The following is a 25,682-nucleotide window of genomic DNA, read 5'->3' as shown; positions in this document are numbered from 1 at the left end:
ATCATAAAAAAGAAACCCCCCGTCGGTATCTGGACGGGGGATTGATGTGCTGTTTACATTTTTTCCGGTGCTGAAACGCCGATCATCCGCAAAGCGTTTTTCAGCGTGGTTTGGACGGCTTTGATCAAAGCAAGGCGCGCTTTTGTGGCGGCTTCATGCTCCGGATCGAGCACTTTTACCGCATTATAAAAGCTGTGGAACGCGGACGCCAGCTCGTTGATATATTTGGTGATGCGGTGCGGGATCCGCTTTTCTGCCGCTTCGGCAATCACCTGCGGGAATTCGCCCAATTTTTTCAGGACATCCATTTCCTTTTCAGAGCGGATCGCGGAAAAATCCCCCCTCGTATCCGGACCGAGCCCTTTCTCTTCTGCCTGCCGCAAAATGCTGCAAATGCGGGCATGGGCATACTGCGCATAATAAACCGGGTTTTCATTGGACTGCGAAACGGCAAGATCAAGGTCGAAGTCCAAGTGTGTATCCGAACTTCTCATCGCAAAGAAATAACGGGTTGCATCGAGGCCGACTTCTTCGATCAAATCGCGCATTGTCACCGCTTTTCCCGTCCGTTTGCTCATCTTCATTTTTTCGCCGTTTTTATAAAGATGGACAAGCTGGATAATCTCGACTTCAAGATGGTCCTTATCATATCCGAGGGCTTCCATTGCCGCTTTCATGCGCGGGATATAACCGTGGTGGTCGGCGCCCCAAATATTAATCACTGTATTGAATCCGCGGTCAAATTTATCTTTATGGTACGCTATATCAGGGGTCAAATAGGTGTAGGTCCCGTCTTTTTTGATCAGCACGCGGTCTTTGTCGTCGCCGAAAGTTGTCGAACGGAACCAGGTCGCCCCGTCTTTTTCATAAATATGCCCTTTTTCGCGCATAATTTTCAGCATATCGTCAATTTTCCCGCTCTTATATAGGGAAGTTTCCGAATACCAGACGTCAAAACGCACGCGGAAGTCTTCGAGGTCCTTTTTCAGTTTATCCATTTCATAATCAAGGCCATACCGGCGGAAAAATTCATAACGTTCGTTTTCATCTGCATCTACAAACTTTTTCCCGTATTCTTTTGCCAGTTTCTGCCCCAAATCAATGATATCCTGGCCGTAGTAGCCGTCTGCCGGCATTTCTTTCTCGATGCCGAGCGCCTGGAAGTAACGCGCTTCGACCGACAATGCCAGGTTGTGGATCTGATTTCCGGCATCATTGATGTAGTATTCACGGGTCACATCATAGCCCGCTTTTTCCAGGATATTGCAAAGAGAATCGCCGACTGCCGCCCCGCGCGCATGCCCGAGGTGAAGGTCGCCAGTCGGGTTGGCCGATACGAATTCAACCTGAATTTTTTCCCCTTTTCCGGCATCCGAGCGGCCGTAATCATCGCCTTCCTGCAAAATCGTTGGAATAAGCTGCGTCAAATATGCATTGTCCAAGTAAAAATTGATGAAGCCCGGCCCCGCGATTTCCACTTTTTCAATGGACGCTTTCGATTTGTCAAGCTGCCCCACAACGGCTTCCGCGATGACACGCGGTGCTTTTTTCGCCGCGCGCGCCAGTTGCATCGCAATGTTTGCGGCATAATCGCCGTACGCCTTTTCTTTCGGTTTTTCCAGCACAATTGACGGAATGTCTTCTTCCGGTACAAGGCCGGTTTTTATGACAGCTTCTTTGATTTCCGCTTTTAATATTTCCTGAATTTGTTCCGTTATGTTCATTTTGCCTCTTGTACCTCCTCGTAATGGATCGTCATCTTGTATGTACCGACCTGTCTCTCCTGTATAAAAAGCCTGTAACCAAGGGAAAACTGCCCATGCATATACCCTGTACGGCGGTGTGCCACATCATCTGCCATTACTTCAAGCGGAAAAGTGCCGTACCCGCTGCCATAAGAACCCGGCCGCTTTTCGCCGGGTCGCAGATCAAGCCGCATAGAAACCGTTCCGCTTCTTAAAATCAGTGCTTTTTCACCGCCCACTTTTACAACCGTATGGATTTCGCCCGTTTCCTGCATTTCATTGTATTTTAGATAAGCCGCACCGCCTTTTTCGTAATAACGGCCGAATAAAACAAGTTCTTCTTCTTGGAAAAATTCCGTCACCATATGTATTTTTACGGGGCAAGAAACGGTTTCTTCCGCCATTTTCCCACATCCTTAGAGAAACTTTCCGTTTGTTGTCTATCCATTATAACCTTTCCACTGGAAGAATAACATCGCCTGTATCTTTATTTTATCATACAAAACAACCGCGGCATTCCACAAGAGGAACTTTAAAAGCCCGGCGCCGGCCTCAAGTAAGGCTGCAGCACCGGGCCATAGCGTTTCCTATTTCACCCAGCCAAGCATCATTTCGCGCACCAGTTTGCTTGCCGTATTGGCGGTTTGTTCGGAATGGTCGTAAACCGGCGCCACTTCGACAAGATCGCAGCCGACGACATTTACTTTCGAATTTGAGATCGCATGGATCGATGCGAGCAGTTCTTTCGAAGTAATCCCGCCGGCATCCACCGTACCCGTCCCCGGCGCAAATGCCGGATCAAGCACGTCGATGTCAATCGTCACATATACCGGGCGGCCGGAAAGTTCCGGCAGCACTTTTTTGAGCGGCCCGAACACTTCGAATTTCGAGATGTGCATGCCATTTTTTTCTGCCCAATCAAACTCTTCTTTCATGCCGGAACGGATGCCGAAAGAGTAGACGTTTTTCGGCCCGATCAGCTCAGCCACTTTGCGGATCGGCGTCGAATGCGAAAGCGGCTCTCCTTCATATTCCGTCCGGAGATCGGTATGGGCATCAAAATGGATCACCGCCAAATCCGGATATTTTTGATAGACGGCACGGATCACCGGCCATGAAACAAGATGCTCCCCTCCAAGGCCGAACGGGAATTTTCCGTCTTTCAGCAAAATCTTCACATAATCCTCAATCATATCGAGGCTTCTTTGCGGATTGCCGAATGGGAGCGGAATATCGCCGGCATCGAAATATTTTACTTCGGCCAGTTCGCGGTCGAGGTACGGGCTGTATTCTTCAAGCCCGATCGATACTTCGCGGATGCGCGTCGGGCCGAACCTGGACCCCGGCCGGTAGCTGACCGTCCAGTCCATCGGCATGCCGTAAATGACAACCCGGCTTGTCTCATAATCGGGATTGGCGCCGATAAAAACATTGCCTGAATATGCTTCGTCAAATCTCATGTCTGTTCTCCTCTTCTTACTTTGCTTACTTTGTCAAGTCTTCTACAAATTTCGGTAGCACAAACGCCGCTTTATGCAGTTCTTTTGTATAGTATTTCGTTTCAATCTCATGGAACCGTCCTTCACTGACTTCAAGCGGATCATATTTTTTCGAACCAATTGTAAACGTCCACATACCGCTCGGGTACGTCGGGACATTGGCTGTATACAGCCTTGTAATCGGGAAAATTTCTTTCACGTCGCGCTGCACTTCACGGATCAGGTTCGCTTTAAACCACGGGTTGTCCGTCTGCGCGACAAAAAGCCCGTCTTCTTTTAAAGCTTTTGCAATGCCGGCGTAAAACCCTTTTGTAAACAGGTTGACAGCAGGGCCGACCGGTTCGGTGGAATCAACCATGATCACATCATACGCATTCTCACTTTTTGCGATATGCATAAACCCGTCATCGACTTTTACCTCGACGCGCGGGTTATCCAGTTCACCTGCGATTTCAGGCAGAAACTTTTTCGAATACTCAATGACCTTGCCGTCAATTTCGACAAGCGTTGCTTTTTTCACTTCAGGGTGCTTCAAAATTTCGCGGATCACGCCGCCGTCCCCGCCGCCGACAACGAGCACATTTTCCGGATTCGGATGGGTAAAAAGCGGAACATGCGCGATCATTTCATGGTAAACAAATTCATCTTTGATCGATGTCATCACCATGCCGTCCAAGATGAGCATATTGCCCCATTCGGCCGTTTCCACCATATCGAGTTTCTGGAATTCGGTCTGTTCGGTATGTAAAGTTTGGTTCACCCGCATCGTGATCCCGAAATCTTTCGTTTGTTTTTCTGTAAACCACAGTCCGCCCATGATCATGTCCTCCTCTAATCGCGTAATATCTAGTTTCTATTATGTCTTCCCTTATAGGAATGATTCATCCCAAACACATGAAAAAAAGTATAGTAGATTTCCGGAAAAAAGCAAGAATTTTTTTGCTTCCTTTCATTTTTCTTGCTTCTGTGTTTAAAATTTCCTTTCTTACTAAATACTAAGGAAATAAGAATAAAAAAGAGGTGTGGATGATGGAGACACTTACAACACCAAAGATCCAGAAAGCAAAATGGGGCCTGCGCATTTTGCTTCTTGCCTTTTTTGCTTTCGCCATCCTGCTGTCCGCCTTGGCAGCGGCTGTCTATTTCTATGCAAAAATCCTCGGGCCGCCGCCGCTTTCCGTCCCGCAATCCACCCTTTATTACGCAAAAGGCGGCAAACTGATCGGGGAAACAAACAGCGGCCAGCAACGGTATTGGGTTCCGTTGAAGGACATATCCAAAGATGCCGTTGACGCCACCATCTCAATCGAAGACCGCAACTTTTACCACCACCACGGTTTTGACTACCGGCGCATGGCCGGAGCCCTGGTTGCCGATATGAAGGCAATGGGAAAAGTGCAAGGGGCGAGCACCATTACCCAGCAGTACGCACGTAACCTATTTTTAACGATGGATAAGACATGGGAAAGGAAATTAAAAGAAGCTTTCTATACGGTCAGGCTTGAATCGAATTACAGTAAAGACCAGATTTTGGAGGGCTATTTAAATACAATCAACTATGGGCATGGGAAGTACGGGATACAGGCCGCAAGCCAATACTATTTCGGAAAAGACGTCAAAAACCTGACACTTGCCGAAGCTGCGATGCTTGCCGGAATCCCGAACGGCCCGGGGATCTACTCACCCGTCATTTCCCCCGAAAAAGCAAAACAACGGCAGCTTGCCGTATTGCAATCAATGGTGAAAAACGGCTATATTACGGAAAAACAGGCGACGGAAGCAGCCAATGAACCATTAACGATCGTCCGGAAAGCCGAACCGGACACAACCCGGACCGCCCCATATTTCCAGGATATTGTCAAAAAACTATTGAAAACGAAACTGGGATTTGATGACCAAACGATCGCGCTTGGCGGGCTGAGAGTATATACCACTTTAGACATCCGGCAGCAAAAGATCGCTGAAGAAACGGTGAAGGAAACCATCCCGGATTCTTCACAGGTCCAGCTCGGTTTTGCGGCCATCAACCCGAAAAACGGCTTTGTGACCGCGCTCGTCGGGGGCCGGGATTACGGGGAAAGCCCTTATAACCGGGTAACACAGGCGACGCGGCAGCCCGGATCCACAATGAAGCCGCTCCTATATTATGCCGCGCTGAACCACGGTTTCACCCCGGTAACGATGCTGAAAAGCGAACCGACCGTTTTCCGGTTCGATGGCGGCAAGTCCGTATACAGACCGCATAATTTTAACAGCCAGTATGCGGACGGGAACATTACGATGCTACAGGCGCTCGCCGTTTCGGATAATATTTATGCGGTCAAAACCCATTTGCTGCTCGGGGAAAATGTACTCGTCCATACCGCAAAGCAATTCGGTCTGACGACGCCGATGGAAAAAGTGCCTTCGCTTGCATTGGGCACTTCCGGCGTGCACCTGCTTGATATGGTACATGCATACAGCCTGCTTGCCAACAACGGAATCGAAAACGGGCCCGTTTTTATCACAAAAGTCGAAGATTACAAAGGCCATGTTTTATACGAGTACAAACCGGAGAAAAAACGGGTGTTAAATCAGGATGCGGCTTTTGTCACCTCGCAAATGATGACAGGTATGTTTGACAAGCGTTTAAACGGATATGCAAGTGTAACCGGCGCCTCCATTGTCAAAGACATCACCCGCCCGTATGCCGGAAAATCCGGTTCCACCAACACCGACAGCTGGATGATCGGATTTTCGCCCCAGCTCGTTTCAGGCGTGTGGGTCGGCTATGACAACGGGCAGGAAATCACTTTGGCCGCCGATAAAATGTACGCCAAAAAAATTTGGGCCCACTTTATGGAAAAAGCACTGGCTCATCAGCCGGTAGAGGAATTTAAACCGCCAAAAGGAGTCACCGCCGTGGAAATCGACCCCTCAACCGGCAAACTGGCGACGCCCAACTGCCCGGTGGCGAGGCTCACCTATTTTATTTCCGGCACCGAACCGGTTGAACCGTGCAGCAAACACCCTGATACGGCAGAAAATGACCTATATCCACACAAGCACCACAACTGGCTGCAAAAACTATTTCCGTTTTTTAAATAATCGGCACACTAAAAAGCAAAGGGTCTGGCTCAAAGGCGGTCAGACCCTTAATGCTTCCTTCAGTTCGTCGCTTGATAAATCCCACATTTCCCTACTGTGTCCCTTTAAGAAATCCGCCAACACTTTTTTCGATTTGTCATCCATATGGTCGACGATAATATGGCCTTTCATCGATTTGTCGAGGCGGTTGACATGTTCCGGCAGCGATTTATAGCCGCGGCGTTTTTCTTTGTTGACCACCATTTCGCAAGCCGTCACCCCATGATAATAAGGCCCTTTTTCGCCGCGTTCAATCGTCACCCACACAAGCCAGTAAGGTTTTGCCCCTTCTTCCGGCACTTCCGAACGGTCATGGGAAAATTTGACCCTTTTTTCCACGGCGCTCCTAGCATGCATCGCTCCGATATCGACAACGGCCGTGCCTTCATTGATATCAATAATAACCGGGGACACATTCTCCAGATTCAGCGCCCCGACACCAAAACCCCGGTGCCCGTCGGTCGGCGCATTTTTAATGATATTAAACTCTGCTTTTTTCTTTTGTTCAGCCATTTTTTACATCCCCTTTCTCAAATGATGGCCCTAGACTTTAGCCCTGAAATGCAAACGCCGGGCACCGCGGCACCCTCCGCTGTTTTTGACCGGCTCCGGCGGCCGGCGTACTGTTTCGCAGTATGGGGGCCGGCCCGTATTTTTTTGATATTCCGTGTGACCCGGCGCCATATCCTGCTAAGCGGGGCGCACCGCTTTTTAACTAAAAACAGAAACAATGGTTTGAAAGCCCCTCATAATCGACGGCACCGCGCTGTTGATGAGCGGCGAAATCGTATACTGGTCTAGCGGCGTCACGAGAAAAACCAAAAAGACCAGAATGCTGTACTGCTCATACTGCGTCATTTTCGCGCGTACCGATGGCGAAACCAAGTCTTCAATGATCCGGTAGCCGTCCAATGGCGGCAGCGGGATTAAGTTAAAAATAAATAAAACGAGATTCAGCCAGACAAAATAATTGAAAAACGAAAGCACAAACCACGGCAGGCCGGCGCCGATCCCGGTCGCAATCAATATATACAGGATAATGTTCCCTAGAAAAGCCAACAAAAAATTGCTGGCCGGGCCCATGAAAGACACGAGCACACCGGCAAGGCGCGGATTTTGGAAATGGAATCGGTTCACCGGGACAGGGCGCGCCCAGCCAAAACCGGCTACAAAAATCAGCAGCGCCCCAAGCGGGTCAATATGCTGCACCGGGTTCAGCGTCACCCTCCCCTCTCGCTTGGCGGTTGGGTCGCCAAGCAGGTAAGCTGTATAAGCATGGGCAAACTCATGGATGGTAAAGGCAATGATCAGCACCGCTGCGACAATCGGGATATCCCTTAACGGATATGCCAAAAAATGTTGTAATGGTTCCACAAACCGGTCCCCTTTTAAAATGATATTATTAATAGTATACAAAATTTGCGCAGTATATTCATTTGATTGCCACCGGTAGGCACTTGCGGGCGGGCAAAAAAATCTTTACAATTTTAAACGGAAACGATCAACAAAAAGGAGATGCAGCCATATGCCATATGTAACGGTAAAAATGCTGGAAGGCCGTACTGACGAGCAAAAGAAAGCATTGGTTGAAAAAGTGACCGCCGCTGTCAGCGAAACGGTGAACGCCCCGAAAGAAAACATCACGGTTTTCATTGAAGAAATGTCGAAAAACCACTATGCCGTAGGCGGCGTCCGTAAAAGCGACGAATAAAGAGGGAAATCGCTAAGCCCTTTGCACAGGCTTAGCGATTTTTTTTAATTTTTCGATGTAGTCATACGCCTGGCTGATTTCTTCCTCCGTATAGTGCTGCTTTGCTTTTAACGTAAAGATTTTTTCTTTCACTTCGTCCTTCGGGAGCGCATCAAAGTACATGACCGTTGAAACGAGTTCGAGAAAACGCGCGTTTTGCCCGTTCATTTCTATCAGGCAGGCATCAAGCCCGGGCAGCTCCTGCTCGTACATATTTAAAAATTCATGGCCTTCATCAGTAACCGTATAACGGTATTGGACATATCCGCCTTTTTTCTCCTTGACTTCTTTCACAAAGCCGAGATTGGTCAGTTCTTCTATCCTCAGCGTCAGTTCTTCCGAGTACGGGCCGTAAAAATGGAATTCAAACTTTTCCTGGAACGGAAACGACAATTTTTTCGCAATGTAAATCATTTTTTGCAGTTTTTTGCGCCCGACAATCTCCCCCGAAACGGCAAGCGCACCCATTAATTTCACATGATCTTCTAACACAAACCATTCATCTCCTGATTAAATTTCCGGATTCTGGGACAGCTTTAACAAAGCGGCAATTTCCCTTTTCTTTTCGCCGTATTCCGTCTCGTCTTTGATCAAATCAAGCGGAAAATACAATTTATGGTCGGTTCTTCTTTTCCCCGAAATCGCATCTACAATATCGGATTCCCTAGACAATTCTTTCAAGTCCCCGTTCCGCATCAGCAAATTGATCGGAAGCCGTTCCCCCTCCTCGCCTGGCCGGTAAAAATCATAAGGAAGATCAGACGACGAATCAATCACCAAATAATAATTCGGATCGATCCCGGCTTCCTGGAAAAGTTTCTCCAACCGGCTATGTACTTTAAACTCTTTTGCTGGATCAAATTCAACATACTTAAACAAATTCCGGTTCACAAAGCGTGAGCAAAGATCCCGCAAAATCGAATCGTCTTCTTCCTGCCACACTTCAATATAATACAGCATCACATGTTCATCCATCTTCAAATAATCTTCAAGGGAAAGGTGATCTTCAAAAAGCGAGCGGAAATGCCTGGGCTCGTGTTTGAAATCATACGACGCATCATACAAGGCTTTTGCCCGCTGCAAAATTTTCGTTAAGATGACTTCCGCGCTCCTTGTGACCGGGTGGAAATACACCTGCCAATACATTTGGTAGCGGCTCATAATATAGTCTTCCACCGCGTGCATGCCGCTGTATTTAAAAACGGCCTGGTCCTCATGAGGGCGCATGACGCGGAGCAGCCGTTCAATGTCGAAATGGCCGTAGCTGACCCCGGTATAATAGGCATCGCGCAGCAAGTAATCCATCCGGTCCGCATCGAGCTGGCTCGAGATCAGGCTGACAACAAGCTTATTTTCGGAAGTTTTGGCTATGACTTCCGCCACTTTTTTCGGAAAGTTCCTGCCGACCCGCCGCAACACCTCGTTTACTTCCGTTTTTCCTAAAATGATTTGCTTTGTAAATTCTTCATGGTCCATGCCGAAGACTTTTTCGAACGAGTGGGAAAATGGCCCGTGGCCAAGATCATGCAAAAGCGCGGCGCAAAGCGATAAAAGCCTGTCCTTCCCGTTCCAGTTCGGCCTGTTTTTAAATACATCATCCGTAATTCTCCTGACAATTTCATATACGCCGAGCGAATGGCTGAACCGGCTGTGTTCTGCCCCGTGAAAGGTCAGGAAAGTCGTGCCGAGCTGCCGGATCCTGCGCAGCCTTTGGAACTCTTTTGTCCCGATCAAGTCCCATATCACCTGGTCGCGCACATGAACATAACGGTGGACAGGGTCTTTAAATACCTTTTCCTCGCTGAGTTTAAGTTTGGCGTATTCCATGATTTACCCTCTTCCTACTGTCGTAATTCTATTATACCGGGATCAAAAGAAGAAAAAAAGCGCCTGTACGCAAACCGAAAAAAGGGATTTTTCCACCGCCGCGCACTAAAACTCTATTATTTTTTTACCATATTGGTATAAAAAATGCATTTTTTGTCCATTCTCTTAGTATCAAAACAAAAATTCAAATTGGGGGTAATGAGAATGAAATCACGTCAAGACGCGTGGAGCGAAGAAGATGATTTGTTGCTTGCCGAAACGGTGCTGCGCCATGTGCGCGAAGGCAGCACACAGCTGAATGCTTTTGAGGAAGTCGGCGATAAGCTGAACCGCACTTCGGCCGCCTGTGGTTTCCGCTGGAATGCGGTCGTCCGCCACAACTACGAACAAGCTTTGCAACTTGCCAAAAAACAGCGAAAGCAGCGCCAGCGCCTGCTTGGAAAAGAACAGGGTGGGAAAAAGAAACTACTTTACCAGCCGCCAGTACCGACGCTTGAAGAACTTGGTGAAATACCGTTGGTTACGGACCAAGCGGAGGCGGAAGGGCAGGCCGGAGAAGATGCACAAGGCACGGACAATGGGGAAATGAACTTGGTCAAAGTCATCAGCTATCTGCAATACTTAAACAATACGCAATTCCAGACAACGGTTTTAAAAAGCGAGAATGCAAGATTGAAACATGAAAACCAGGAACTAAAAAAAGAAACGGAAGAGCTGAAAAAACGCATCAAAGAGCTGGAAGAAGGCTCCGTCACGATGCAGGAAGATTACGAAACATTGATGAAAATCATGAATCGCGCCAGAAAATATGTCCTCTTTGAAGAAGACGACACCGGCACAACCAAATTCAAAATGGACCGGAACGGGAACCTGGAGAAAATGGCGGAGTGACATTGCCATTGCAAAACGCGATCCCAAAAGCTCTTTTAAACAAGGAAACCCATTGAGAAACATGATCTCGATGGGTTTCCGCCTGTTTAGTGACTTTGGGGATAGATGCTTCAATTCTTCCCTTGAAGAACGTTTATCTGAGTTGCGAACGGCATTTGTCCTCCATGATGCTTATGAAAGACTTTTCGCTGTCCCAAGGCTATGCTTTTGTCCCTTACAACACTCCTAAAAGACTTTTCCCATTATAGGGCCGGCGCTCTGTCCTTCAATAATGCTTCTAAGGGACATTTCGATACTCCACGAACCTGCTTCTGTCCTTTATAACGCTCCTAAAAGACTTTTTGCCGCCCCAAGGACACCATTTTGTACTTTATAAGGCTGCTAAAAGTCTTTTCTCTGCTTGCAGATCAAAGTTTTGTCTTTATAATCCAAGTTTGGTAAAGCAAGTGCCAAACCATGCTTTCCTACCCAATCATACCTGCAAACCTTATAAAAATCGCGCATTGCGTTCGAGCATGCGTTCATAATATTGGCCGTACCATTCCGTTTCCTGCTCCGTCAGCGGCCGGGACACAAGCCGGCTTCCGAGCTCCTGCAGCGTTTGCAGCAGCCGCATAAAAACGTCCTGTACCGCCAAATTTTCCTGCAGGAGCTCTGACAGCGACGCCATCACTTCAGGCTGTATCATCGGGTATTGAAATTTTGTCGCAGCACCCTGCTTTGCCTGTTCGTAAAATCCCCGGACGAGCCGCGCCCTGCCCGCACCACTGCCTGTGATGCATAAATAAATCTGGACAGCCACCCCTTTTCGGACACGCCGCTGCGAGATGCCGGCAAATTTTTTCCCTTCAATGCTTAAGTCATAGCTACCTGGGCAGTACGAGCCGGCAATTTCGCCTGCCTCAATCTGCACGGGGAAATCGGCAAACATCATTTGGATAAGCTTCCACATCGCCTCATATCCGCGGTTGATGTCCATCCCTTTTTCCGTGTCCGGCACAACAAGCGAAACGTTCAGCACACCATCATCCAAAACAACCGCAAGACCGCCTGAATTGCGGACAAGATACCGGTAACCCATGCTTTCAAGAAATTTAAGCCCCTGTTCCAGAAAAGGCAGCTTCGTATCCTGAATGCCGAGGCTGATTGTTTGGTGGTGCACCCATGTCCGCACAACCGCCGGAGACAGGTGTGACCCAACCGATGTGCATAATGTATCGTCCATTGCAAAAGACTGGGCCGCTTCAAACTGCGGGCCGAGGCAGGACTGGTCGATTATCCTCCACTCCGGCTGCTTCAGCAATTGCAGCGCTTCTTCCATATCCGTCCATTCCTCCATTTGCTTTTTCCAAAAACATAAAAAGGATTTGGCCATTGTGCAGGATGCAGCCAAGCCAAACCGGAACTAAATTCCAACGGTAAATCCCGGCATTCAGGAATAGGGACATTACAAACTTTGCGCCGCTGAAATCAAGGCCAAATTGTAAACATCCTCAGCATTGCAGCCCCGCGATAAGTCGTTGACAGGCGCATTCAGCCCCTGCAGGATCGGGCCGACCGCTTCGAAGCCGCCGAGCCGCTGCGCCATTTTATAGCCGATATTGCCGGCTTCAAGGCTCGGAAAAATAAACACAGTCGCATTCCCCTGGATGACGGAATCCGGCGCTTTCCTTTGCGCGACAGCCGGAACATATGCTGCATCAAACTGGAGCTCACCGTCCAGCACAATATCCGGATCGAGTTCTTTTGCCATTTTTACAGCCTGCACCACTTTTTCCGTCTCATCAGAATGGGCCGAACCTTTTGTTGAAAAGCTCAGCATGGCGACTCTCGGCTCGATATCAAACGTTCTTGCCGTCTTGGCGCTTTCCACAGCCGTTTCCGCCAAATCCTGGCTGTCCGGCGCGATATTAATGGCGCAGTCGGCAAATACATATTTCTCTTTATCCCTTACCATAATGAAGATACCCGACGTTTTTTTGACCCCCGGTTTTGTTTTAATGATCTGCAGTGCAGGCCGTACCGTGTCCGCCGTGGAATGGATGGCGCCGCTTACAAGTCCGTCCGCTTTCTTCAAATAGACAAGCATTGTGCCGAAATAATTAACATCTTTTAAAATCTTGCGCGCATCTTCTTCCGTCGCTTTTCCTTTTCTCCGTTCAACAAAAGCCTGCACCATCTCTTCAAAACCCTCATAGTTTTCCGGATCATATGTAGGGATTCCTTCAACCGAAACGCTGATTTCCCGTGCTTTTGCTTCGATTTCATTCCGGTTCCCGATTAACACCGGGCGGATGACTTCTTCAGAGGCAAGCCGGGAAGCAGCGGTTAAAATCCTTTCATCCAGGCCTTCAGGAAAAACAATGGTTTTATTGTGCCCCCGCACTTTTTGTTTAACGGTGTCGAAAAACTCGCTCATGTCGATCACTCCTTTTATGACTATGTCCTTTTTTAGGATAATCCATTCTCCCCAAAAATCAAAGGCAAAAGATGAAATTGTTCTGAACATTTCACACAGCGCGTATTATTTGTTCCTTTATCCAACCTATGTTATAGTAAGGTAAGAAAAAAAGCTTGGAGGGAAAAAGATGAGCGAAGCAGCAGAAACATTGGATGGCTGGTACTCGTTGCATAATTTTCGTTCTATCGACTGGGCGGGCTGGAGGGCACTGCCGGGCGCGGAAAGGGAAGCTGCAATTGAAGAGTTCCAGCAGTTCCTTAAAAAATTAGAAGCCATTCAAAACGAACATGAAGGAGCTTATGCTTTATACACGATCACAGGCCAAAAAGCCGATTTTGTCTTATGGACGCTGCGGCCGGCTTTAGAAGACCTTGAGAAAATTGAAACGGCCTTTAATAAATTAAAAATTGCTGACTATACCATCCCGGCTTACTCTTATGTCGCCGTTGTCGAGTTAAGCAACTATGTGCGCGGCGGCAAGGCGGATGAAAACGCATATGAAAATCCGCAGGTCAGAGAGCGCCTGTATCCGACCCTGCCAAAATCCAAATATTTCTGCTTCTACCCGATGGATAAACGGCGCCAAGGCGATGACAACTGGTATATGCTGCCGATGGAAAAACGCCGTGAATTGATGAAAAGCCACGGCATGATCGGGCGCAAATACGCCGGAAAAGTGAAACAGTATATTCTCGGCTCTACAGGGCTTGACGACTATGAATGGGGTGTCACTTTATTATCCGATGATGCCCTGCAGTTCAAAAAAATCGTCTACGAAATGCGTTTTGATGAAGCAAGCGCCAGATATGGCGAATTCGGCTCTTTCTATGTCGGAAGCCTGCTTGATGAAGAGAAATTAAAATCATTGTTACATATCGGGTAACCAAAATCCTTCCAGAATGCTGGAAGGATTTTTTAGCATATCCCGTTTTCCGGCGGCATACACATGAATGTAGTGAGGGCCCTACTTATACTGCCGCGCGAAAGCACGGCAGGAGCCGCGTTCAGGCTTCAGATATGTAAAAATGGAGGGGGAAATCAATTGGAAAACGGGAATTACACACCGCCTGTTTACGGGTATCCTTATTACTATTACTACCGGCAGTCCACCCAGCCTTACTACGGGACTTATTTTCCGCAGTACCAAGTTCCGATGGGGCCGCAAACCCAAATTTCGCCTACGCAAAATTTGCCTGGACAGCTGCCGCTCGAACAGTCTTATATTGAAAATATTTTGCGGCTGAATAAAGGAAAAATGATCACGCTGTACGCCACTTTTGAAAACAACCGCGAATGGAACGCAAAAGTATTCAACGGGATTATCGAAGCGGCCGGGCGCGACCATGTCATCCTCAGCGATCCGCAAACCGGACAACGTTATTTAATTCCGATGGTGTATGTCGATTACATTACATTCTCTGAGGAAATCGAGTACGAATATCCTTTCGGGACACCGCAGGCAGGCCAGCAATTGGCCACCTATCCGCCACGGGGATAACTTTACAAAAATTCCATAACTCGGAAAACCCGCCGGAAAAATGATGTTATTCCGGCGGGTTTTCTTGTTTACGGGCAGCCTCTTTCTTTTACATCCATTTCACCGCTGCCGTCCCGAGCAGTACCCAAGCGGCGAGGAACGCGATGCCCCCGATCGGTGTAATTGCACCGAGTACATTGATTTTCGTTAAACATAAAACATACAGGCTGCCGGAGAAAAGGACAATACCGATAAACATCAGCCATCCGGACCAGTTCAGCAATGCCGATGATTTGATCATACCCGACAAAATACCGATTGCCATTAAACCTAGCGCATGGTACATCTCATAGCGCACGCCGGTTTCCCAAATGTCCAAATATTTCTGCTCCATTCTGCCCTGAAGCCCGTGGGCGCCGAATGCCCCTAATGCTACGGACAAAAACGCATTGATGGCGCCGAGCAAAACAAATATTTTCATCTTCACGCACTCCCGCTCATATATAATCTTTTATTCTTATTCTATCGGAACGGCCTGCTAAAAATCAAAAATAGAGTCGCCATTTGCACCATCTTCCATTTTCAGCGGCTCCGTCTTCAGCACTGTTTGAGGCATGGATACGGAAGAAGAAATGGCCTTTTCCTCCTCCCCGCTTTCCAGAAGAATTTCGCACAACGCTTTTATTGCATAGACATGCTCCCTGATTTTCTTCGTCGACTCCCCCTGTTTTGCCTTTGCCAGTTCCTGCTCGATTTTTGCTAAAAGCGTTTTCGTTGTGATAGCCATTTCCGCACCTCAATCGCATTTTCTTTAGGATTATTGTAGCAAAGGCAATAATATCGAACAATGTTGATGATCTGATATATCCGTACGTACAAACATTTCAAAAAACCGACAATGTTCCACGTGAAACATTGTCGGTTTTGATCGGAGCGGCGTATTTTATGCCTTTTCCTGTTCCGGCAGCTGCCATTGGATTTCTTTTTCCCCTAAATCCCGCAAAATCCGGTTTACTTTTGAAAAATGGCGGCTCCCGAAAAAACCGCGGTTTGCGGACAATGGGCTCGGATGGGCAGCGGTCAAAACATAATGTTTGTTCGTGTCGATTAAAGCTTTTTTGCTTTGTGCCGGCCTGCCCCATAAAAGAAAAATAACCGGTTTTTCCTTTGCATTGATTTTTTTAATAACTTCATCCGTAAAGATTTCCCAGCCCATTCCCTGATGTGAGTGGGCCTGCCCTTCCCGCACTGTCAGCACTGTGTTTAGCAGCATGACGCCCTGCTTCGCCCAGCTGACAAGACAGCCATGGTTCGGGATCGGACACCCTAAATCATCATGCAGTTCTTTAAAAATATTCTGGAGCGATGGCGGGATATCCACGCCCGGCTTGACGGAAAAACTGAGCCCGTGCGCCTGGTTCGGGCCGTGATACGGGTCCTGCCCGAGCAGTACGACTTTGACATCGCGGTAAGGCGTATAATGGAACGCGTTGTAAATATCATACATATCCGGATGGATCCGCTTTGTCGCATATTCTTTTTTCAGGAATTCCCTCAATTTTAAATAATACGGTTTTTGGAACTCTTCGTTTAAAAGCGGGCCCCAGTCATTTTTCAAAATAGCTTTCACTCGTTAACAGCCCCTTTCTTTCCATACTATTATTCTACCAGTTTCCCCCGTGGGCGGACGAAAAACTTTTTTGTTTAGGGACACCCGGAAGCGGATATATAGTACACAAAGTCTTGCAACAGCCTGATAAAAGGGGGCTGTTCATGTATAAAGTGGAAGTGGTTGATAACGGCTTGGAAGTATGTTGTGACCAAGTTTGAAAATGAAGGATTTTCGAAAGATCATCTTTATATTTTCGCGCACGACAAAACGGGTCGAAAGATTTGGCAGATGTAACAGAAACCGGATCGGCCGGCATGGGGGAGCAAGGCGTCATCGATATGGCCGGAAATGTATTCCGCAGCGCGGCGATAAATTAAGATCGAAAATGCAGGTGCCCGGGCTGACGGATATGGAACAGTACGAAAAAGGATTGGGCCAGGTCCCGTTGCCGTCATTGCTGCGGACAAAAACGAAGACCCGGGAGATATCGGGCGCCTTCTGTTAACCAGCGCAGGCCGGCTGAAGTTTAGCAGCAGGCACATTTTTTACCTATTCATCCCCCCGTCCCCCATATTTGTTTTTTTCCGGGCAGTATTATATCCTAAAATAGTGTGAAGCTATATTGAAAAAAGGAGATGGGTGCGTGATGGGTTTAAAGAAAACTTTTACGCTCGCCGGTTCTGATTCCAGCGGTGGTGCCGGGCTTCAGGCGGATTTAAAAACATTCCAGGAACTGGGCGTTTACGGCATGTCCGCCATTACTTCCATCGTCACGATGGATCCGAAAAACGGATGGCACCATAATGTGTTCCCAATCGATGTGAAAATTGTCGAACCGCAGCTCGAAACGATCCTTTCTGTCGGAATTGACGCAATGAAAACCGGCATGCTCGGTTCTGTAGACATTATTGAACTGGCAGCCCGTAAAATAGATGAATACCATTTGGAAAAAGTGGTCATTGACCCTGTCATGGTTTGTAAAGGCGAAGACGAGGTTCTGCAGCCGGAAAATACGGAAGCGATACGCGAATTGCTTTTGCCACGTGCAACGATCACAACCCCGAACTTGTTCGAGGCCTGGCAGTTGGCAAAAACGGGCCCGATTAAAACCGTTGACGATATGAAAGAAGCAGCGGTAAAAATCCATGAACTGGGCGCAAAAAATGTTGTCATTAAAGGCGGAAAAGGGCTTGATACGGAAAATGCCGTCGATTTGTTCTATGACGGAAAAGATTTCGAAATCCTTGAATCGCCGAAAGTGGACACGACTTACAACCATGGCGCAGGCTGCACGTTTGCCGCGGCCATTACGGCTGAATTGGCAAAAGGCAATACTGTTCCGGGTGCTGTAAAAGTGGCGAAAGAATTCGTCCACATGGCAATCGAGCACGGCTTTAAGCTGAACGAATATGTCGGCCCTGTCATGCACGGCGCGTACACCCGTTTTTCGCATTCCAATGCATAAACCTCTAATAACCGGCCCCTCCGGCAAAAATCTTCACGGAGGAGCCGGTTTTTATTTTGACCGGACGTCCCGCCGATTTGCTATAATTGAAAAGAAACGATTGGCGGACAGAAAAAAGGAGGAAGACGATGGAACCGATACGTACGCATGAAGCACAAAAATGGCTCAATGAATTTGCCAATCAGCCGCTGTATATCCATTTGGAAACGACAAACGGCGCCTATGCCTCCCATGTCAATGAGTCTTTTTTTTCCGCCGGCGCCTACATCCGCAATGCGCAAATTTCATACGAACACGGAAAAATTGCCGGAGATGGCCCTTACCGGATCGGATTGAAAATGAAAATCGGCTGGGTCTACGCTGAAGGCTTGACGCATTTTGAAAAAGACGAGTTCGGCCGCCTGCTGTTTGCCGGCCATGGTTATGACGGAAAACTTGCGGTTGCACTTGAATTGAGCAAAACACCTTTTGAATAAGGAGATGAAAGAAATGGAAAAAGAGCGCCATGTTCTGGTGATTTTCCCACACCCGGATGACGAGGCATTCGGCGTTTCTGGAACGATTGCAACCCATGTCAAAAACGGCACGCCGGTCACGTATGCCTGCCTGACGCTCGGGGAAATGGCGAGAAACCTTGGGTACCCCCCTTTTGCCACAAGAGAATCGCTCCCGCATATCCGCAAAAAAGAATTGCAAAAAGCGGCGGAAATCATGGGGATCAAGGACTTACGCATGATGGGGCTGCGCGATAAAACGGTGGAATTTGAAGATGATGAGAAAATGGTAAAAATGGTGCTGAACCTCGTCAATGAATTGAATCCATCACTTGTGATTACATTCTATCCCGGCTACTCCGTCCATCCCGACCATGAAGCAACAGGAAGGGCCGTTGTCCGCGCACTCAGGCAGATCCCGGACGAAAAACGCCCGAAACTCCACTGCGTCGCATTTTCGAAAAACCATGAGGCAGAAATCGGAAAACCGGATATCGTCAATGATGTAAGCGGTGCATCCGAGCAAAAACTTGGAGCCATGAAAGCCCACCTCTCCCAAACCGGCTGGATGATGAGGGAACGGGAAGAAAAACTGAAACGAAAAGACCCGGAAACGCTCCGCTGGCTCCATTACGAACACTTTTGGACGTATGACTGGGACAATGACCGGGTCGAATAAAGGTCAATAAAAAACCCCGTTGAGAAATTCATTTTTCCCGGCGGGGTTTTTGTTGCTCTGATGGTCGCGAAATTCACGGCATCTCGAGCACCCTGTATATGGCCTTTGCCACGCCGTCGTCATCATTCCTTTCCGTCCGGTAGCGGCAAAGTTCCAGCACTTCTTTTTCGGCATTTCCCATTGCAAAAGGATATCCGACCCGTTCTAGCATCGAGATATCATTTAAATTATCGCCGATCGCCATTGTTTTTTTCATGGACAGCCCGTGTTTTTTCACATACTCCTCCAACGCAATTCCTTTTTGGGCTGAAACATGGTTCACTTCTATATTCCGGAAACCCGACGAAGTGACTTTAATATCCGGGAAGTCCTTTTCCAGGCTTTTTCCGATTTTCCGCAGCCGGTGTTCGTCTTCATTAAACGCCAAGATTTTATAAAAGAGAATGGACGGGTTGTGGAAAATATCCCTTGTTTCGCCCTTATTATGGATGTAGCGCCGAATGCCGCGCTGTTGGATATGGGCGCGCACTTCTTCGACCGGCACTTCCGGATTGGCGGAATGGAACAGATCGACAAGCATATCCATGTTTTCCTCGTAATCTTCGGTAAAAGTGCCTTCATTTGTAAAAAATTCATAATAAATGCCGAGATTGTCGAATACGGTTGCAATCCGGGCAGCCGTTTTTGGATTGAGGACACTTGTTTTGAGCAGTCTTCCTTCCTCATCCCTTACTTCCGCCCCGTTTAATCCGATCACTGTACAATCAATGCCGGCCGGATCCAGCACCAGCCTTGCTTCTTCATAAGAACGCCCGGTCGTAACGACAAAATGGATGCCCTTTTTTTGCGCCAGTTTGATCGCTTCGGCATTTGCCGGGCTGACTTCCTGTTTAGAATTTAACAACGTTCCATCCATATCGGATGCGATGCATTCGATCATGCTGCCTTCCCCCTCCAATAGCACCAGTCCTCAAGCAAAACTTGCCTTTATTATATCAGATTTTTTGGGCGCAGTAACGGCGGGCATGTCCGAAAACGGAAACCGGGCCTTCAAAACTTGCACGGCCCGGCACATTTTTTTAGAATTTATTTTCCCAAACCCATTGCTTTTAACAAAGCATCATGGATATACGTATTCTCATAGGTCCCTTCAAACAAGGAAGCCCCGCGGCCCATAGCCGTCAAAGGAATGTCGGCTGCCGTATGGCCGGATGTTGTCCAGTCCACCATAAATTGCTGGTCGGAACCGGCTACCTGGAACGGGCCATCTTCTTTTGAAATGCCGTCACCGGATTCATCGCTGTTATCTACGCCCTCAATCGCCATCCCGCCGCAATCATGGTCGGCCAGCACAAGCACTAAAGTGTCAGGGTGTTTTTTCGCGTAATCTTTTGCCACATCTACCGCGTTATCCAATTGCTGCCCCGCTTTGATCAGCTGGGTTGCGTTGTTTTCATGGGCCATTTCATCGATCGCTTCTTCTTCCACCATCAGAAAGAAACCTTTTTTATTTTTCGACAGTGTGCCGATCGCTTTTTCGACCATCGTTGGAAGCGAAACAACCGGGTCATACTGGTCGCCGTCCCCTTCAGGGCGCTGCTCAAACATTTCTTCATTGGCAAACAGGCCCAAAAGCTTATTCCCGTTTGCTTTTTGCAGCCCGGAAGCGTTCATTACATATTGGTAGCCGCGTTTTTTTGCTTCCTCCACTAGATTACCTTCCGTCCCCTTACTTGCCTCTGACGGATCTTTTGCCGGATGGTCTTCGTATGCGCCTGCATTGCCGGCAGGATACCAGTAATCTTCCCCGCCCCCAAGCAGGACGTCCACCTTGCTGTTTTCCAAATACTGCTTCGCGATTTTGCTCTGCTCGGAGCGGTTTGCAACATGGGCGCCGAATGCTGCCGGCGTTGCGTCCGTAATCTGGCTGGTCGTTACAAGGCCGGTTGACTTGCCGGCTTCTTCCGCTTCTTCCAAAACTGTCTTTTTGCTTACTTTATTGGCATCCATCCCGATGGCCCCGTTATACGTTTTGACACCCGATGCCATGGCTGTTGCGGCGGCTGCCGAATCGGTCACAGTTGACGTTGAGCTTGTATGTACAATCCCCGCATACGGCATTTTATTCATTTCAAGGTCCCCGTTTAAGCCGACCGTTGCCAGCCGGATGGCATCCCGCTGCACGGCCCCCATGCCGTCCCCGACAAACAGGATGACGCTTTTCGCCTTTTCGTGCGATGGGGTGTGCATGTGTTGTGAAGGCTGATAAGATTTTGCACTTGCGATGCCGGACACCCCCAATGCCGCAATAGTCGTCAATGCCATTGCCGCTTTCACCAAACCGTTTCTTTTGCCCTTTTCCAACTCGCTTCCTCCCCTTCCCTTGATTTCTCATTACACGAATGATTGTAAAAAAAGAGTTTAAAGGAAGTATGTTGGAATTGTAAAAGAAATATAAATATTAGGTTTACAAAGCAATGTTCACCTGCGCAGTTTGATATATTCGTTTCTCGCTTCATAATAGTATTCCAGAATTTTTTCGCCCCTCCGCTGAAAAACACTTAAATAAAGGGCATCTATAATATTCAGCTGCGCCATTCTGGAAGAAGTCGTCCCAATCCGGAAATCCTGCTCAGCGACCGGCGTGCACAGCTTAATATCGGCTTCTTTATAGAGGGGGGATTTTTCCATATTCGTAATCGCAATGATTTTTGCCCCTTTCCTTTTTGCAAAACCGGACAATTCCAGCACATCTTTTGTTCTGCCGGAAATGCTGATCGCAACAAGCACATCCTTTTCATTTAAATATGGAATGATGGATAGCAAATAATGGAAATCTTGTGAAAATATCGTATGGTAACCCATCCTGGAAAATTTATAATGGGCATCCACTGCGGCCGTCACGGACCCACCGACGCCACAAAACACCACTTTTCCCGCCTTCTCCATTACATCCGCGGCTTTTTCCAGCTCCCTCCTGTCAAGTGTCGAAATGCACGATTCAATGGCTTTTTTATTGCCGTAAGTAACTTTCTGGAATAAATCATACGGGGAATCTTTTTGCTGTAAAATGGAAAAATCGGTCATATTGATTTCCGACAACGTTAAGTTCTTCACGAGTTCCAGTTTAAACGCCTTAAAGCTTGCCACACCAATGGATTTGCAAAATCTCACAACAGTCGACTCGCTTACCCCGGTTTTTTCCGACAAATCTTTGGTGGTCATATTCGGAACCATTTCCGGATGTTGCACAATATAAGCGCCGACTTTCTTTTCGGCACAGGTCAAATGATGCAGCTCCTTCTGAATTCTATCCAATAATGAATCCACACATTTTCCTCCATTACAACCATCATAGTAAAAACAGGTATACTGGGGACGGATTCCCCTCCATTACAGTTATTCCAGCCCCAGTGCAGCGTTTTCTTTAATCATAGAATGGTTGCGGCAAGCCGTCAACGCCATGCCACATAAATCAGTCGGATTTGCGTGTTCTTCTATTCACAGCGGCCGTTTTATATGGTAAAATAAACATCATTTCGCAGGAATTTCACATCAGGTATTTCATCAAGGAGTGTTAAGATGCCTTATTCACAACATCGGCATGCGATCCTTATCAGCATTTGCTTTTTCCTCGCCATGAGCCTGTCCGCCGTATGGTTTTTCCAGAACCACCTTACAGCAAAAGGAAATGCCGCTGCAGCCCGCCCTGCAGCCGATCCGATTCCGACCGTTTTCGTGCATGGCTATAAGGGTACAGCCAATTCGCTGGGCGGCATGCTCAACCGTTTAGAGGAAAGCGGGGTGGCTGAAAAAGCAATGGTCATTCATGTGACCGCAGACGGGCTGATCGTTGCCAATGGGCAAGTATCAAAGCAAGACCGGCATCCGATGATCCAGGTGATTTTGTCGCAAAACCGGTCCAGCTTCCGGCAAACAGCGGAATGGCTTGAAAAAGTCATGCATATTCTTTACACCAAATACGATGTGAAAGAGGCATATCTTGTCGGGCATTCGATGGGCGGTTTGATTTGTACAAAATATATTGAGGAAACGTCCCATCAGCCAAACTATCCGGTGATCCGCAAACTGGTGACGATCGGCAGCCCATATCACGGCGTCCTTGTCCAAAGGTTTAAGCAAAATCCAAACAATACCGGCGCCGCCGCCCGCGATCTGCTTCCGGGCTCAAACGCGTTGAAAGCTCTTTTTGCCAATAAAAACCGGTTCGGCGGAAAGATCGAAGTCCTTGCGATTGCAGGTGTGGTAAAAAATCCGGCTTCCGGGGACACGCTTGTTTCCCTTGACAGCGCGCTCGGCGGCAAATCAATTGTTCCGGCCGGCCGGTACACTTCCAAAATTGTTTACGGCAAAAATGCGCAGCACAGCCGCCTACATGAAAACAAAAAGGTGGACCATATGGTTGGGAACTTCCTCTGGAAAGAGAAATAAGACTTTTTAAAGCGGCGGGCACAGCAACAGGCAGTATCCGCCGCTTTTTGCGTTCCCTATTCATCAAACTGGTCAAACTTTTCGTACAATTTCCGGAGCTCCTGTTCAATGTCGGCCAGCTGTTTTTCAAGCGGATGGAGGTTCCCTTTTACATACTCCAGCTTTTCAAGATCATGCTGTAAACGGACATAATCCGCTTTTAAATCGGCAATTTGGTACTCCACATCCCGTTTATTCATGTTTCTTCCCCCTTTAATGGAATAAAGACCTTAAAAACAGTGCCTTCCCCCACTTTGCTTTTGACTTCAATCCTGCCGCGGTGCTTTTCGGTAATGGCCTCGGCGATCGACAAACCGAGCCCGGTCCCGTCCCGTACCCTTGCTTTATCGCCGCGGTAAAACCGTTCGAAAATATGGGGCAAGTCATGCTCATCAATGCCGCTTCCGCTGTCTTCAATTTCAATGACGGCAAAATTGTCCTTCCGGTACAATGACAGTTTTATAAACCCATTTTCCGTGTACTGCTTGGCATTCTCAAGAAAAATATAAATGAGCTCCTGCAACCTTGTCGGATCCCCCCAAACAACAGGGCGTTCCAGCAAATTATTGATGAGCAGGATATTTTTCGGCAGCCCGGCTTGAAATCGCCGTGCAATGGAGGCACACAAATCATACAACTGCACCTCTTCAAAACGGTACTGCTGGACTTCCTGGTCGCTTCTTGCTAAAAACAGCAAATCTTCCAGCATCTCTGCCATTAATTTTGCTTCCGTTTTTAAATCGGCCACGACTTCTTTTCCAAACGTGCTTAAATGTTCCCCCTCTTCTTTTTCCAGCAACTCGATCGAACTGTAAAACACGCTGATCGGCGTCCGGAGTTCATGGGAAGCATCCGAAACGAATTTTCGCTGTTTCTCTAAAGCCACATGGATCGGGACAATGGCTTTTCCGGCGAGAAAATAACTTAAGAGCGCCAGGATTGCCGTAAAAACGGCCGAGAGGAGCAGAAACAACACGAGAAGCTTTTGCATCACATGATGTGCGCCTGTCGTCTCAATCCCAAACACAACATACACGGTTCCGGAAGTTTCCGCATGTACCGCTTCAACATGATACATGGCGTTGCGCTCATTATATTCAATTTCATGGTAACCAGAACGGAGATTGCCCTCCGCTGCCAGTTTCCTCATTTCCGAATGCAGCCCCGGGATCAATTCCTCCCCTTCAAGCAGCTTGCCGCCCGGTTTTAAAATATAATAAAAATAAGGGTGGCCGGCTTCCTGCACTTTACTTCCGGATGCATTTTCCTTCAAACGCGCCAGGCCGGCTTTGCTGATGGCTTTTTCCTGTTTCATATACTGGCTGATTTCTTTCATTTGTTCCCTTTCCGCCACTTTTTGGACGGTAAAATACATAATCACCAATATAAATACTAGAAACAGGAAAAATGTAAGGATATACAGTATCGTTAAATTTCTGCGGATCGGCTTAAACATGGCGACCATCATTCATCCTATACCCGATACCCCGTACTGTTTCAATCAAGGAACTATCCCCTTTCCTGTCGATTTTCTTTCTCAAAAGCTTAACGAGCGCATCGAGCGCATTATCGGAAACATCCTCTTCCGGGCCCCAAATTTGCTCCACTATTTTTTCGCGCGGAACCACGAGATTTTTATTCCTCATTAAGTACTCGCAAAGCTGATATTCTTTTCTCGTCAATGGGATCATTTCACCGTGTGCTTCGGCCTGTTTGGATTCCAAATGCAGCGTCAAGTATCCGCATGACAACGTCTCTTTATAAGTTTTCCATTCTCTCCGCTGCAGTGCATAAATCCTTGCCAGCAGCTCCTCAAACGCAAACGGTTTAACAATATAATCATCCGCCCCCGCCCGAAGGCCCGCCACAACATCGTTCACAGCATCCCTCGCCGTAACCATGATAATGCCGCCCTGAAAACCTTGTTCCCTCAGCTTCCGGCAGATTTCTAGCCCGTCCAGCCTGGGCATCATCCAGTCCAGTATAAGCATGTCATAAGGCACAAATAACGCCTCATCGTAAGCGCGCACGCCGTCCTGTTCCCAAGCTACCTGGTGTTTTTCTTTCTCCAGCATATGGCAAAGCAGATTACCGAATCTCTTGTCATCTTCTGCCAGTAAAATTTTCACGCTTATCCCCTCACAGGTGTTTGATAAGGAGGTAAA

At 47.8% G+C, this 25,682-nt stretch carries 28 protein-coding genes; 9 read left to right on the top strand and 19 right to left on the bottom strand.

Annotated features, from left to right (window positions below; all coding sequences use genetic code 11):
* Positions 1–53: 53 nt before the first annotated feature.
* The 4 genes from argS to speE all read right to left on the bottom strand — a co-directional run bounded on the left by argS (position 54) and on the right by speE (position 4,061).
* Complete coding sequence (argS, locus tag BpJC4_RS04075) at positions 54–1,724, bottom strand: arginine--tRNA ligase (RefSeq protein ID WP_151680115.1); 1,671 nt, start codon at positions 1,722–1,724, stop codon at positions 54–56.
* Positions 1,721–2,149: a YwiB family protein gene (locus BpJC4_RS04070; RefSeq protein WP_151697565.1), complete on the bottom strand. Its 429-nt coding sequence runs from the start codon at positions 2,147–2,149 to the stop codon at positions 1,721–1,723. Before BpJC4_RS04070 ends, argS begins: the two co-directional genes overlap by 4 nt.
* A gap of 183 nt (positions 2,150–2,332) precedes the next feature.
* Positions 2,333–3,205 (bottom strand): agmatinase, encoded by an 873-nt coding sequence (gene speB / locus BpJC4_RS04065; protein ID WP_151680117.1) that lies wholly within the window; start codon positions 3,203–3,205, stop codon positions 2,333–2,335.
* Positions 3,206–3,230: 25 nt separating this feature from the next.
* A complete protein-coding gene (speE, locus tag BpJC4_RS04060; RefSeq protein ID WP_151680118.1) occupies positions 3,231–4,061 on the bottom strand; it encodes a spermidine synthase in 831 nt (276 codons plus the stop codon).
* Between the two features lie 212 nt (positions 4,062–4,273).
* Between speE and BpJC4_RS04055 the strand changes: the two genes are divergently transcribed.
* The gene (locus tag BpJC4_RS04055) at positions 4,274–6,331 is read left to right on the top strand and encodes a transglycosylase domain-containing protein (protein WP_151680119.1); all 2,058 of its coding nucleotides are present in this window, start codon (positions 4,274–4,276) and stop codon (positions 6,329–6,331) included.
* A gap of 39 nt (positions 6,332–6,370) precedes the next feature.
* Here the strand turns inward: BpJC4_RS04055 and BpJC4_RS04050 are convergent, their stop codons facing one another.
* Entirely contained in the window at positions 6,371–6,883 is a 513-nt protein-coding gene (locus tag BpJC4_RS04050; RefSeq protein WP_151697564.1) for a YwhD family protein, read from the bottom strand.
* Between the two features lie 198 nt (positions 6,884–7,081).
* Positions 7,082–7,744 carry a site-2 protease family protein gene (locus tag BpJC4_RS04045; RefSeq protein ID WP_151680121.1) on the bottom strand — a complete coding sequence of 221 codons (663 nt, stop codon included), beginning with the start codon at positions 7,742–7,744 and terminating at the stop codon, positions 7,082–7,084.
* A 151-nt stretch (positions 7,745–7,895) separates the two neighbouring features.
* Here BpJC4_RS04045 and thmT point away from each other — a divergent pair, with 151 nt between their 5' ends.
* Complete coding sequence (gene thmT, locus BpJC4_RS04040) at positions 7,896–8,081, top strand: 2-hydroxymuconate tautomerase (RefSeq protein ID WP_151680989.1); 186 nt, start codon at positions 7,896–7,898, stop codon at positions 8,079–8,081.
* Between the two features lie 12 nt (positions 8,082–8,093).
* On the opposite strand, the gene BpJC4_RS04035 is transcribed toward thmT, so the two are convergent.
* Both BpJC4_RS04035 and BpJC4_RS04030 read right to left on the bottom strand, forming a co-directional pair.
* Positions 8,094–8,612 (bottom strand): YwgA family protein, encoded by a 519-nt coding sequence (locus BpJC4_RS04035; RefSeq protein ID WP_151680988.1) that lies wholly within the window; start codon positions 8,610–8,612, stop codon positions 8,094–8,096.
* An 18-nt stretch (positions 8,613–8,630) separates the two neighbouring features.
* Entirely contained in the window at positions 8,631–9,947 is a 1,317-nt protein-coding gene (locus BpJC4_RS04030) for an HD domain-containing protein (RefSeq protein ID WP_151680987.1), read from the bottom strand.
* Positions 9,948–10,151: 204 nt separating this feature from the next.
* Here BpJC4_RS04030 and BpJC4_RS04025 point away from each other — a divergent pair, with 204 nt between their 5' ends.
* Entirely contained in the window at positions 10,152–10,838 is a 687-nt protein-coding gene (locus BpJC4_RS04025; RefSeq protein WP_151697563.1) for an RsfA family transcriptional regulator, read from the top strand.
* 487 nt (positions 10,839–11,325) lie between these two features.
* Here the strand turns inward: BpJC4_RS04025 and lipL are convergent, their stop codons facing one another.
* Together lipL and pta are read right to left on the bottom strand one after the other, a co-directional pair.
* Positions 11,326–12,159: an octanoyl-[GcvH]:protein N-octanoyltransferase gene (lipL, locus tag BpJC4_RS04020; RefSeq protein WP_151680993.1), complete on the bottom strand. Its 834-nt coding sequence runs from the start codon at positions 12,157–12,159 to the stop codon at positions 11,326–11,328.
* 126 nt (positions 12,160–12,285) lie between these two features.
* Positions 12,286–13,257 carry a phosphate acetyltransferase gene (gene pta / locus BpJC4_RS04015; protein ID WP_151697562.1) on the bottom strand — a complete coding sequence of 324 codons (972 nt, stop codon included), beginning with the start codon at positions 13,255–13,257 and terminating at the stop codon, positions 12,286–12,288.
* Between the two features lie 169 nt (positions 13,258–13,426).
* Between pta and hemQ the strand changes: the two genes are divergently transcribed.
* Positions 13,427–14,182 (top strand): hydrogen peroxide-dependent heme synthase, encoded by a 756-nt coding sequence (gene hemQ / locus BpJC4_RS04010; RefSeq protein ID WP_151680984.1) that lies wholly within the window; start codon positions 13,427–13,429, stop codon positions 14,180–14,182.
* A 159-nt stretch (positions 14,183–14,341) separates the two neighbouring features.
* Positions 14,342–14,797, top strand: coding sequence for a spore coat protein GerQ (gene gerQ, locus BpJC4_RS04005; protein WP_151680983.1), 456 nt, complete (start codon positions 14,342–14,344; stop codon positions 14,795–14,797).
* An 88-nt stretch (positions 14,798–14,885) separates the two neighbouring features.
* Here gerQ and BpJC4_RS04000 read toward each other — a convergent pair whose 3' ends face one another.
* From BpJC4_RS04000 to BpJC4_RS03990, 3 genes are all read right to left on the bottom strand, one after another.
* Entirely contained in the window at positions 14,886–15,257 is a 372-nt protein-coding gene (locus tag BpJC4_RS04000; protein WP_151680982.1) for a DUF423 domain-containing protein, read from the bottom strand.
* Positions 15,258–15,314: 57 nt separating this feature from the next.
* Entirely contained in the window at positions 15,315–15,563 is a 249-nt protein-coding gene (locus BpJC4_RS03995; RefSeq protein ID WP_151697561.1) for a YwdI family protein, read from the bottom strand.
* Positions 15,564–15,719: 156 nt separating this feature from the next.
* The gene (locus BpJC4_RS03990; protein ID WP_151680980.1) at positions 15,720–16,406 is read right to left on the bottom strand and encodes a uracil-DNA glycosylase; all 687 of its coding nucleotides are present in this window, start codon (positions 16,404–16,406) and stop codon (positions 15,720–15,722) included.
* A gap of 628 nt (positions 16,407–17,034) precedes the next feature.
* Between BpJC4_RS03990 and pdxK the strand changes: the two genes are divergently transcribed.
* The 3 genes from pdxK to bshB2 all read left to right on the top strand — a co-directional run bounded on the left by pdxK (position 17,035) and on the right by bshB2 (position 19,026).
* Entirely contained in the window at positions 17,035–17,853 is an 819-nt protein-coding gene (gene pdxK, locus BpJC4_RS03980) for a pyridoxine/pyridoxal/pyridoxamine kinase (RefSeq protein WP_151680979.1), read from the top strand.
* 128 nt (positions 17,854–17,981) lie between these two features.
* Positions 17,982–18,329, top strand: a complete 348-nt coding sequence (locus tag BpJC4_RS03975; RefSeq protein ID WP_151680978.1) for a YojF family protein — start codon at positions 17,982–17,984, stop codon at positions 18,327–18,329.
* A 13-nt stretch (positions 18,330–18,342) separates the two neighbouring features.
* Complete coding sequence (gene bshB2 / locus BpJC4_RS03970; RefSeq protein WP_151680977.1) at positions 18,343–19,026, top strand: bacillithiol biosynthesis deacetylase BshB2; 684 nt, start codon at positions 18,343–18,345, stop codon at positions 19,024–19,026.
* Positions 19,027–19,099: 73 nt separating this feature from the next.
* Here the strand turns inward: bshB2 and BpJC4_RS03965 are convergent, their stop codons facing one another.
* The 3 genes from BpJC4_RS03965 to BpJC4_RS03955 form a co-directional block, all read right to left on the bottom strand.
* The gene (locus BpJC4_RS03965; RefSeq protein WP_151680976.1) at positions 19,100–19,966 is read right to left on the bottom strand and encodes a Cof-type HAD-IIB family hydrolase; all 867 of its coding nucleotides are present in this window, start codon (positions 19,964–19,966) and stop codon (positions 19,100–19,102) included.
* 146 nt (positions 19,967–20,112) lie between these two features.
* A complete protein-coding gene (locus BpJC4_RS03960; RefSeq protein ID WP_151680992.1) occupies positions 20,113–21,351 on the bottom strand; it encodes an alkaline phosphatase in 1,239 nt (412 codons plus the stop codon).
* Positions 21,352–21,507: 156 nt separating this feature from the next.
* Complete coding sequence (locus tag BpJC4_RS03955; RefSeq protein ID WP_151680975.1) at positions 21,508–22,356, bottom strand: MurR/RpiR family transcriptional regulator; 849 nt, start codon at positions 22,354–22,356, stop codon at positions 21,508–21,510.
* A gap of 252 nt (positions 22,357–22,608) precedes the next feature.
* Here BpJC4_RS03955 and BpJC4_RS03950 point away from each other — a divergent pair, with 252 nt between their 5' ends.
* Complete coding sequence (locus BpJC4_RS03950) at positions 22,609–23,478, top strand: alpha/beta fold hydrolase (protein WP_151680974.1); 870 nt, start codon at positions 22,609–22,611, stop codon at positions 23,476–23,478.
* 56 nt (positions 23,479–23,534) lie between these two features.
* Here the strand turns inward: BpJC4_RS03950 and BpJC4_RS03945 are convergent, their stop codons facing one another.
* The 3 genes from BpJC4_RS03945 to BpJC4_RS03935 are packed head-to-tail and all read right to left on the bottom strand — an operon-like array spanning position 23,535 to position 25,646.
* A complete protein-coding gene (locus BpJC4_RS03945) occupies positions 23,535–23,717 on the bottom strand; it encodes an SE1832 family protein (protein ID WP_151680973.1) in 183 nt (60 codons plus the stop codon).
* The gene (locus tag BpJC4_RS03940; protein WP_253718593.1) at positions 23,714–24,985 is read right to left on the bottom strand and encodes a sensor histidine kinase; all 1,272 of its coding nucleotides are present in this window, start codon (positions 24,983–24,985) and stop codon (positions 23,714–23,716) included. Before BpJC4_RS03940 ends, BpJC4_RS03945 begins: the two co-directional genes overlap by 4 nt.
* Positions 24,966–25,646, bottom strand: a complete 681-nt coding sequence (locus BpJC4_RS03935) for a response regulator transcription factor (RefSeq protein WP_151680972.1) — start codon at positions 25,644–25,646, stop codon at positions 24,966–24,968. The genes BpJC4_RS03940 and BpJC4_RS03935 overlap by 20 nt, the downstream gene beginning before the upstream one ends.
* Positions 25,647–25,682 lie beyond the last annotated feature (36 nt).

The organism is Weizmannia acidilactici (assembly GCF_008974185.1).
Taxonomy (GTDB): Bacteria; Bacillota; Bacilli; order Bacillales; family Bacillaceae_C; genus Weizmannia; species Weizmannia acidilactici.
The sequence above is the reverse complement of the archived record's forward strand: the minus strand, read 5'-3'. Positions and strand labels throughout refer to the sequence as shown.

Excerpts from the sequence above, each read along its gene's own strand:
- argS (WP_151680115.1), bottom strand. The coding sequence starts at position 1,724 with ATGAACATAACGGAACAAATTCAGGAAATATTAAAAGCGGAAATCAAA.
- BpJC4_RS04070 (WP_151697565.1), bottom strand. The coding sequence starts at position 2,149 with ATGGCGGAAGAAACCGTTTCTTGCCCCGTAAAAATACATATGGTGACG.
- speB (WP_151680117.1), bottom strand. The coding sequence starts at position 3,205 with ATGAGATTTGACGAAGCATATTCAGGCAATGTTTTTATCGGCGCCAAT.
- speE (WP_151680118.1), bottom strand. The coding sequence starts at position 4,061 with ATGGGCGGACTGTGGTTTACAGAAAAACAAACGAAAGATTTCGGGATC.
- BpJC4_RS04055 (WP_151680119.1), top strand. The coding sequence starts at position 4,274 with ATGGAGACACTTACAACACCAAAGATCCAGAAAGCAAAATGGGGCCTG.
- BpJC4_RS04050 (WP_151697564.1), bottom strand. The coding sequence starts at position 6,883 with ATGGCTGAACAAAAGAAAAAAGCAGAGTTTAATATCATTAAAAATGCG.
- thmT (WP_151680989.1), top strand. The coding sequence starts at position 7,896 with ATGCCATATGTAACGGTAAAAATGCTGGAAGGCCGTACTGACGAGCAA.
- BpJC4_RS04030 (WP_151680987.1), bottom strand. The coding sequence starts at position 9,947 with ATGGAATACGCCAAACTTAAACTCAGCGAGGAAAAGGTATTTAAAGAC.
- BpJC4_RS04025 (WP_151697563.1), top strand. The coding sequence starts at position 10,152 with ATGAAATCACGTCAAGACGCGTGGAGCGAAGAAGATGATTTGTTGCTT.
- lipL (WP_151680993.1), bottom strand. The coding sequence starts at position 12,159 with ATGGAAGAAGCGCTGCAATTGCTGAAGCAGCCGGAGTGGAGGATAATC.
- pta (WP_151697562.1), bottom strand. The coding sequence starts at position 13,257 with ATGAGCGAGTTTTTCGACACCGTTAAACAAAAAGTGCGGGGGCACAAT.
- hemQ (WP_151680984.1), top strand. The coding sequence starts at position 13,427 with ATGAGCGAAGCAGCAGAAACATTGGATGGCTGGTACTCGTTGCATAAT.
- BpJC4_RS04000 (WP_151680982.1), bottom strand. The coding sequence starts at position 15,257 with ATGAAAATATTTGTTTTGCTCGGCGCCATCAATGCGTTTTTGTCCGTA.
- BpJC4_RS03995 (WP_151697561.1), bottom strand. The coding sequence starts at position 15,563 with ATGGCTATCACAACGAAAACGCTTTTAGCAAAAATCGAGCAGGAACTG.
- pdxK (WP_151680979.1), top strand. The coding sequence starts at position 17,035 with ATGGGTTTAAAGAAAACTTTTACGCTCGCCGGTTCTGATTCCAGCGGT.
- BpJC4_RS03975 (WP_151680978.1), top strand. The coding sequence starts at position 17,982 with ATGGAACCGATACGTACGCATGAAGCACAAAAATGGCTCAATGAATTT.
- bshB2 (WP_151680977.1), top strand. The coding sequence starts at position 18,343 with ATGGAAAAAGAGCGCCATGTTCTGGTGATTTTCCCACACCCGGATGAC.
- BpJC4_RS03965 (WP_151680976.1), bottom strand. The coding sequence starts at position 19,966 with ATGATCGAATGCATCGCATCCGATATGGATGGAACGTTGTTAAATTCT.
- BpJC4_RS03960 (WP_151680992.1), bottom strand. The coding sequence starts at position 21,351 with ATGGCATTGACGACTATTGCGGCATTGGGGGTGTCCGGCATCGCAAGT.
- BpJC4_RS03950 (WP_151680974.1), top strand. The coding sequence starts at position 22,609 with ATGCCTTATTCACAACATCGGCATGCGATCCTTATCAGCATTTGCTTT.
- BpJC4_RS03945 (WP_151680973.1), bottom strand. The coding sequence starts at position 23,717 with ATGAATAAACGGGATGTGGAGTACCAAATTGCCGATTTAAAAGCGGAT.
- BpJC4_RS03940 (WP_253718593.1), bottom strand. The coding sequence starts at position 24,985 with ATGATGGTCGCCATGTTTAAGCCGATCCGCAGAAATTTAACGATACTG.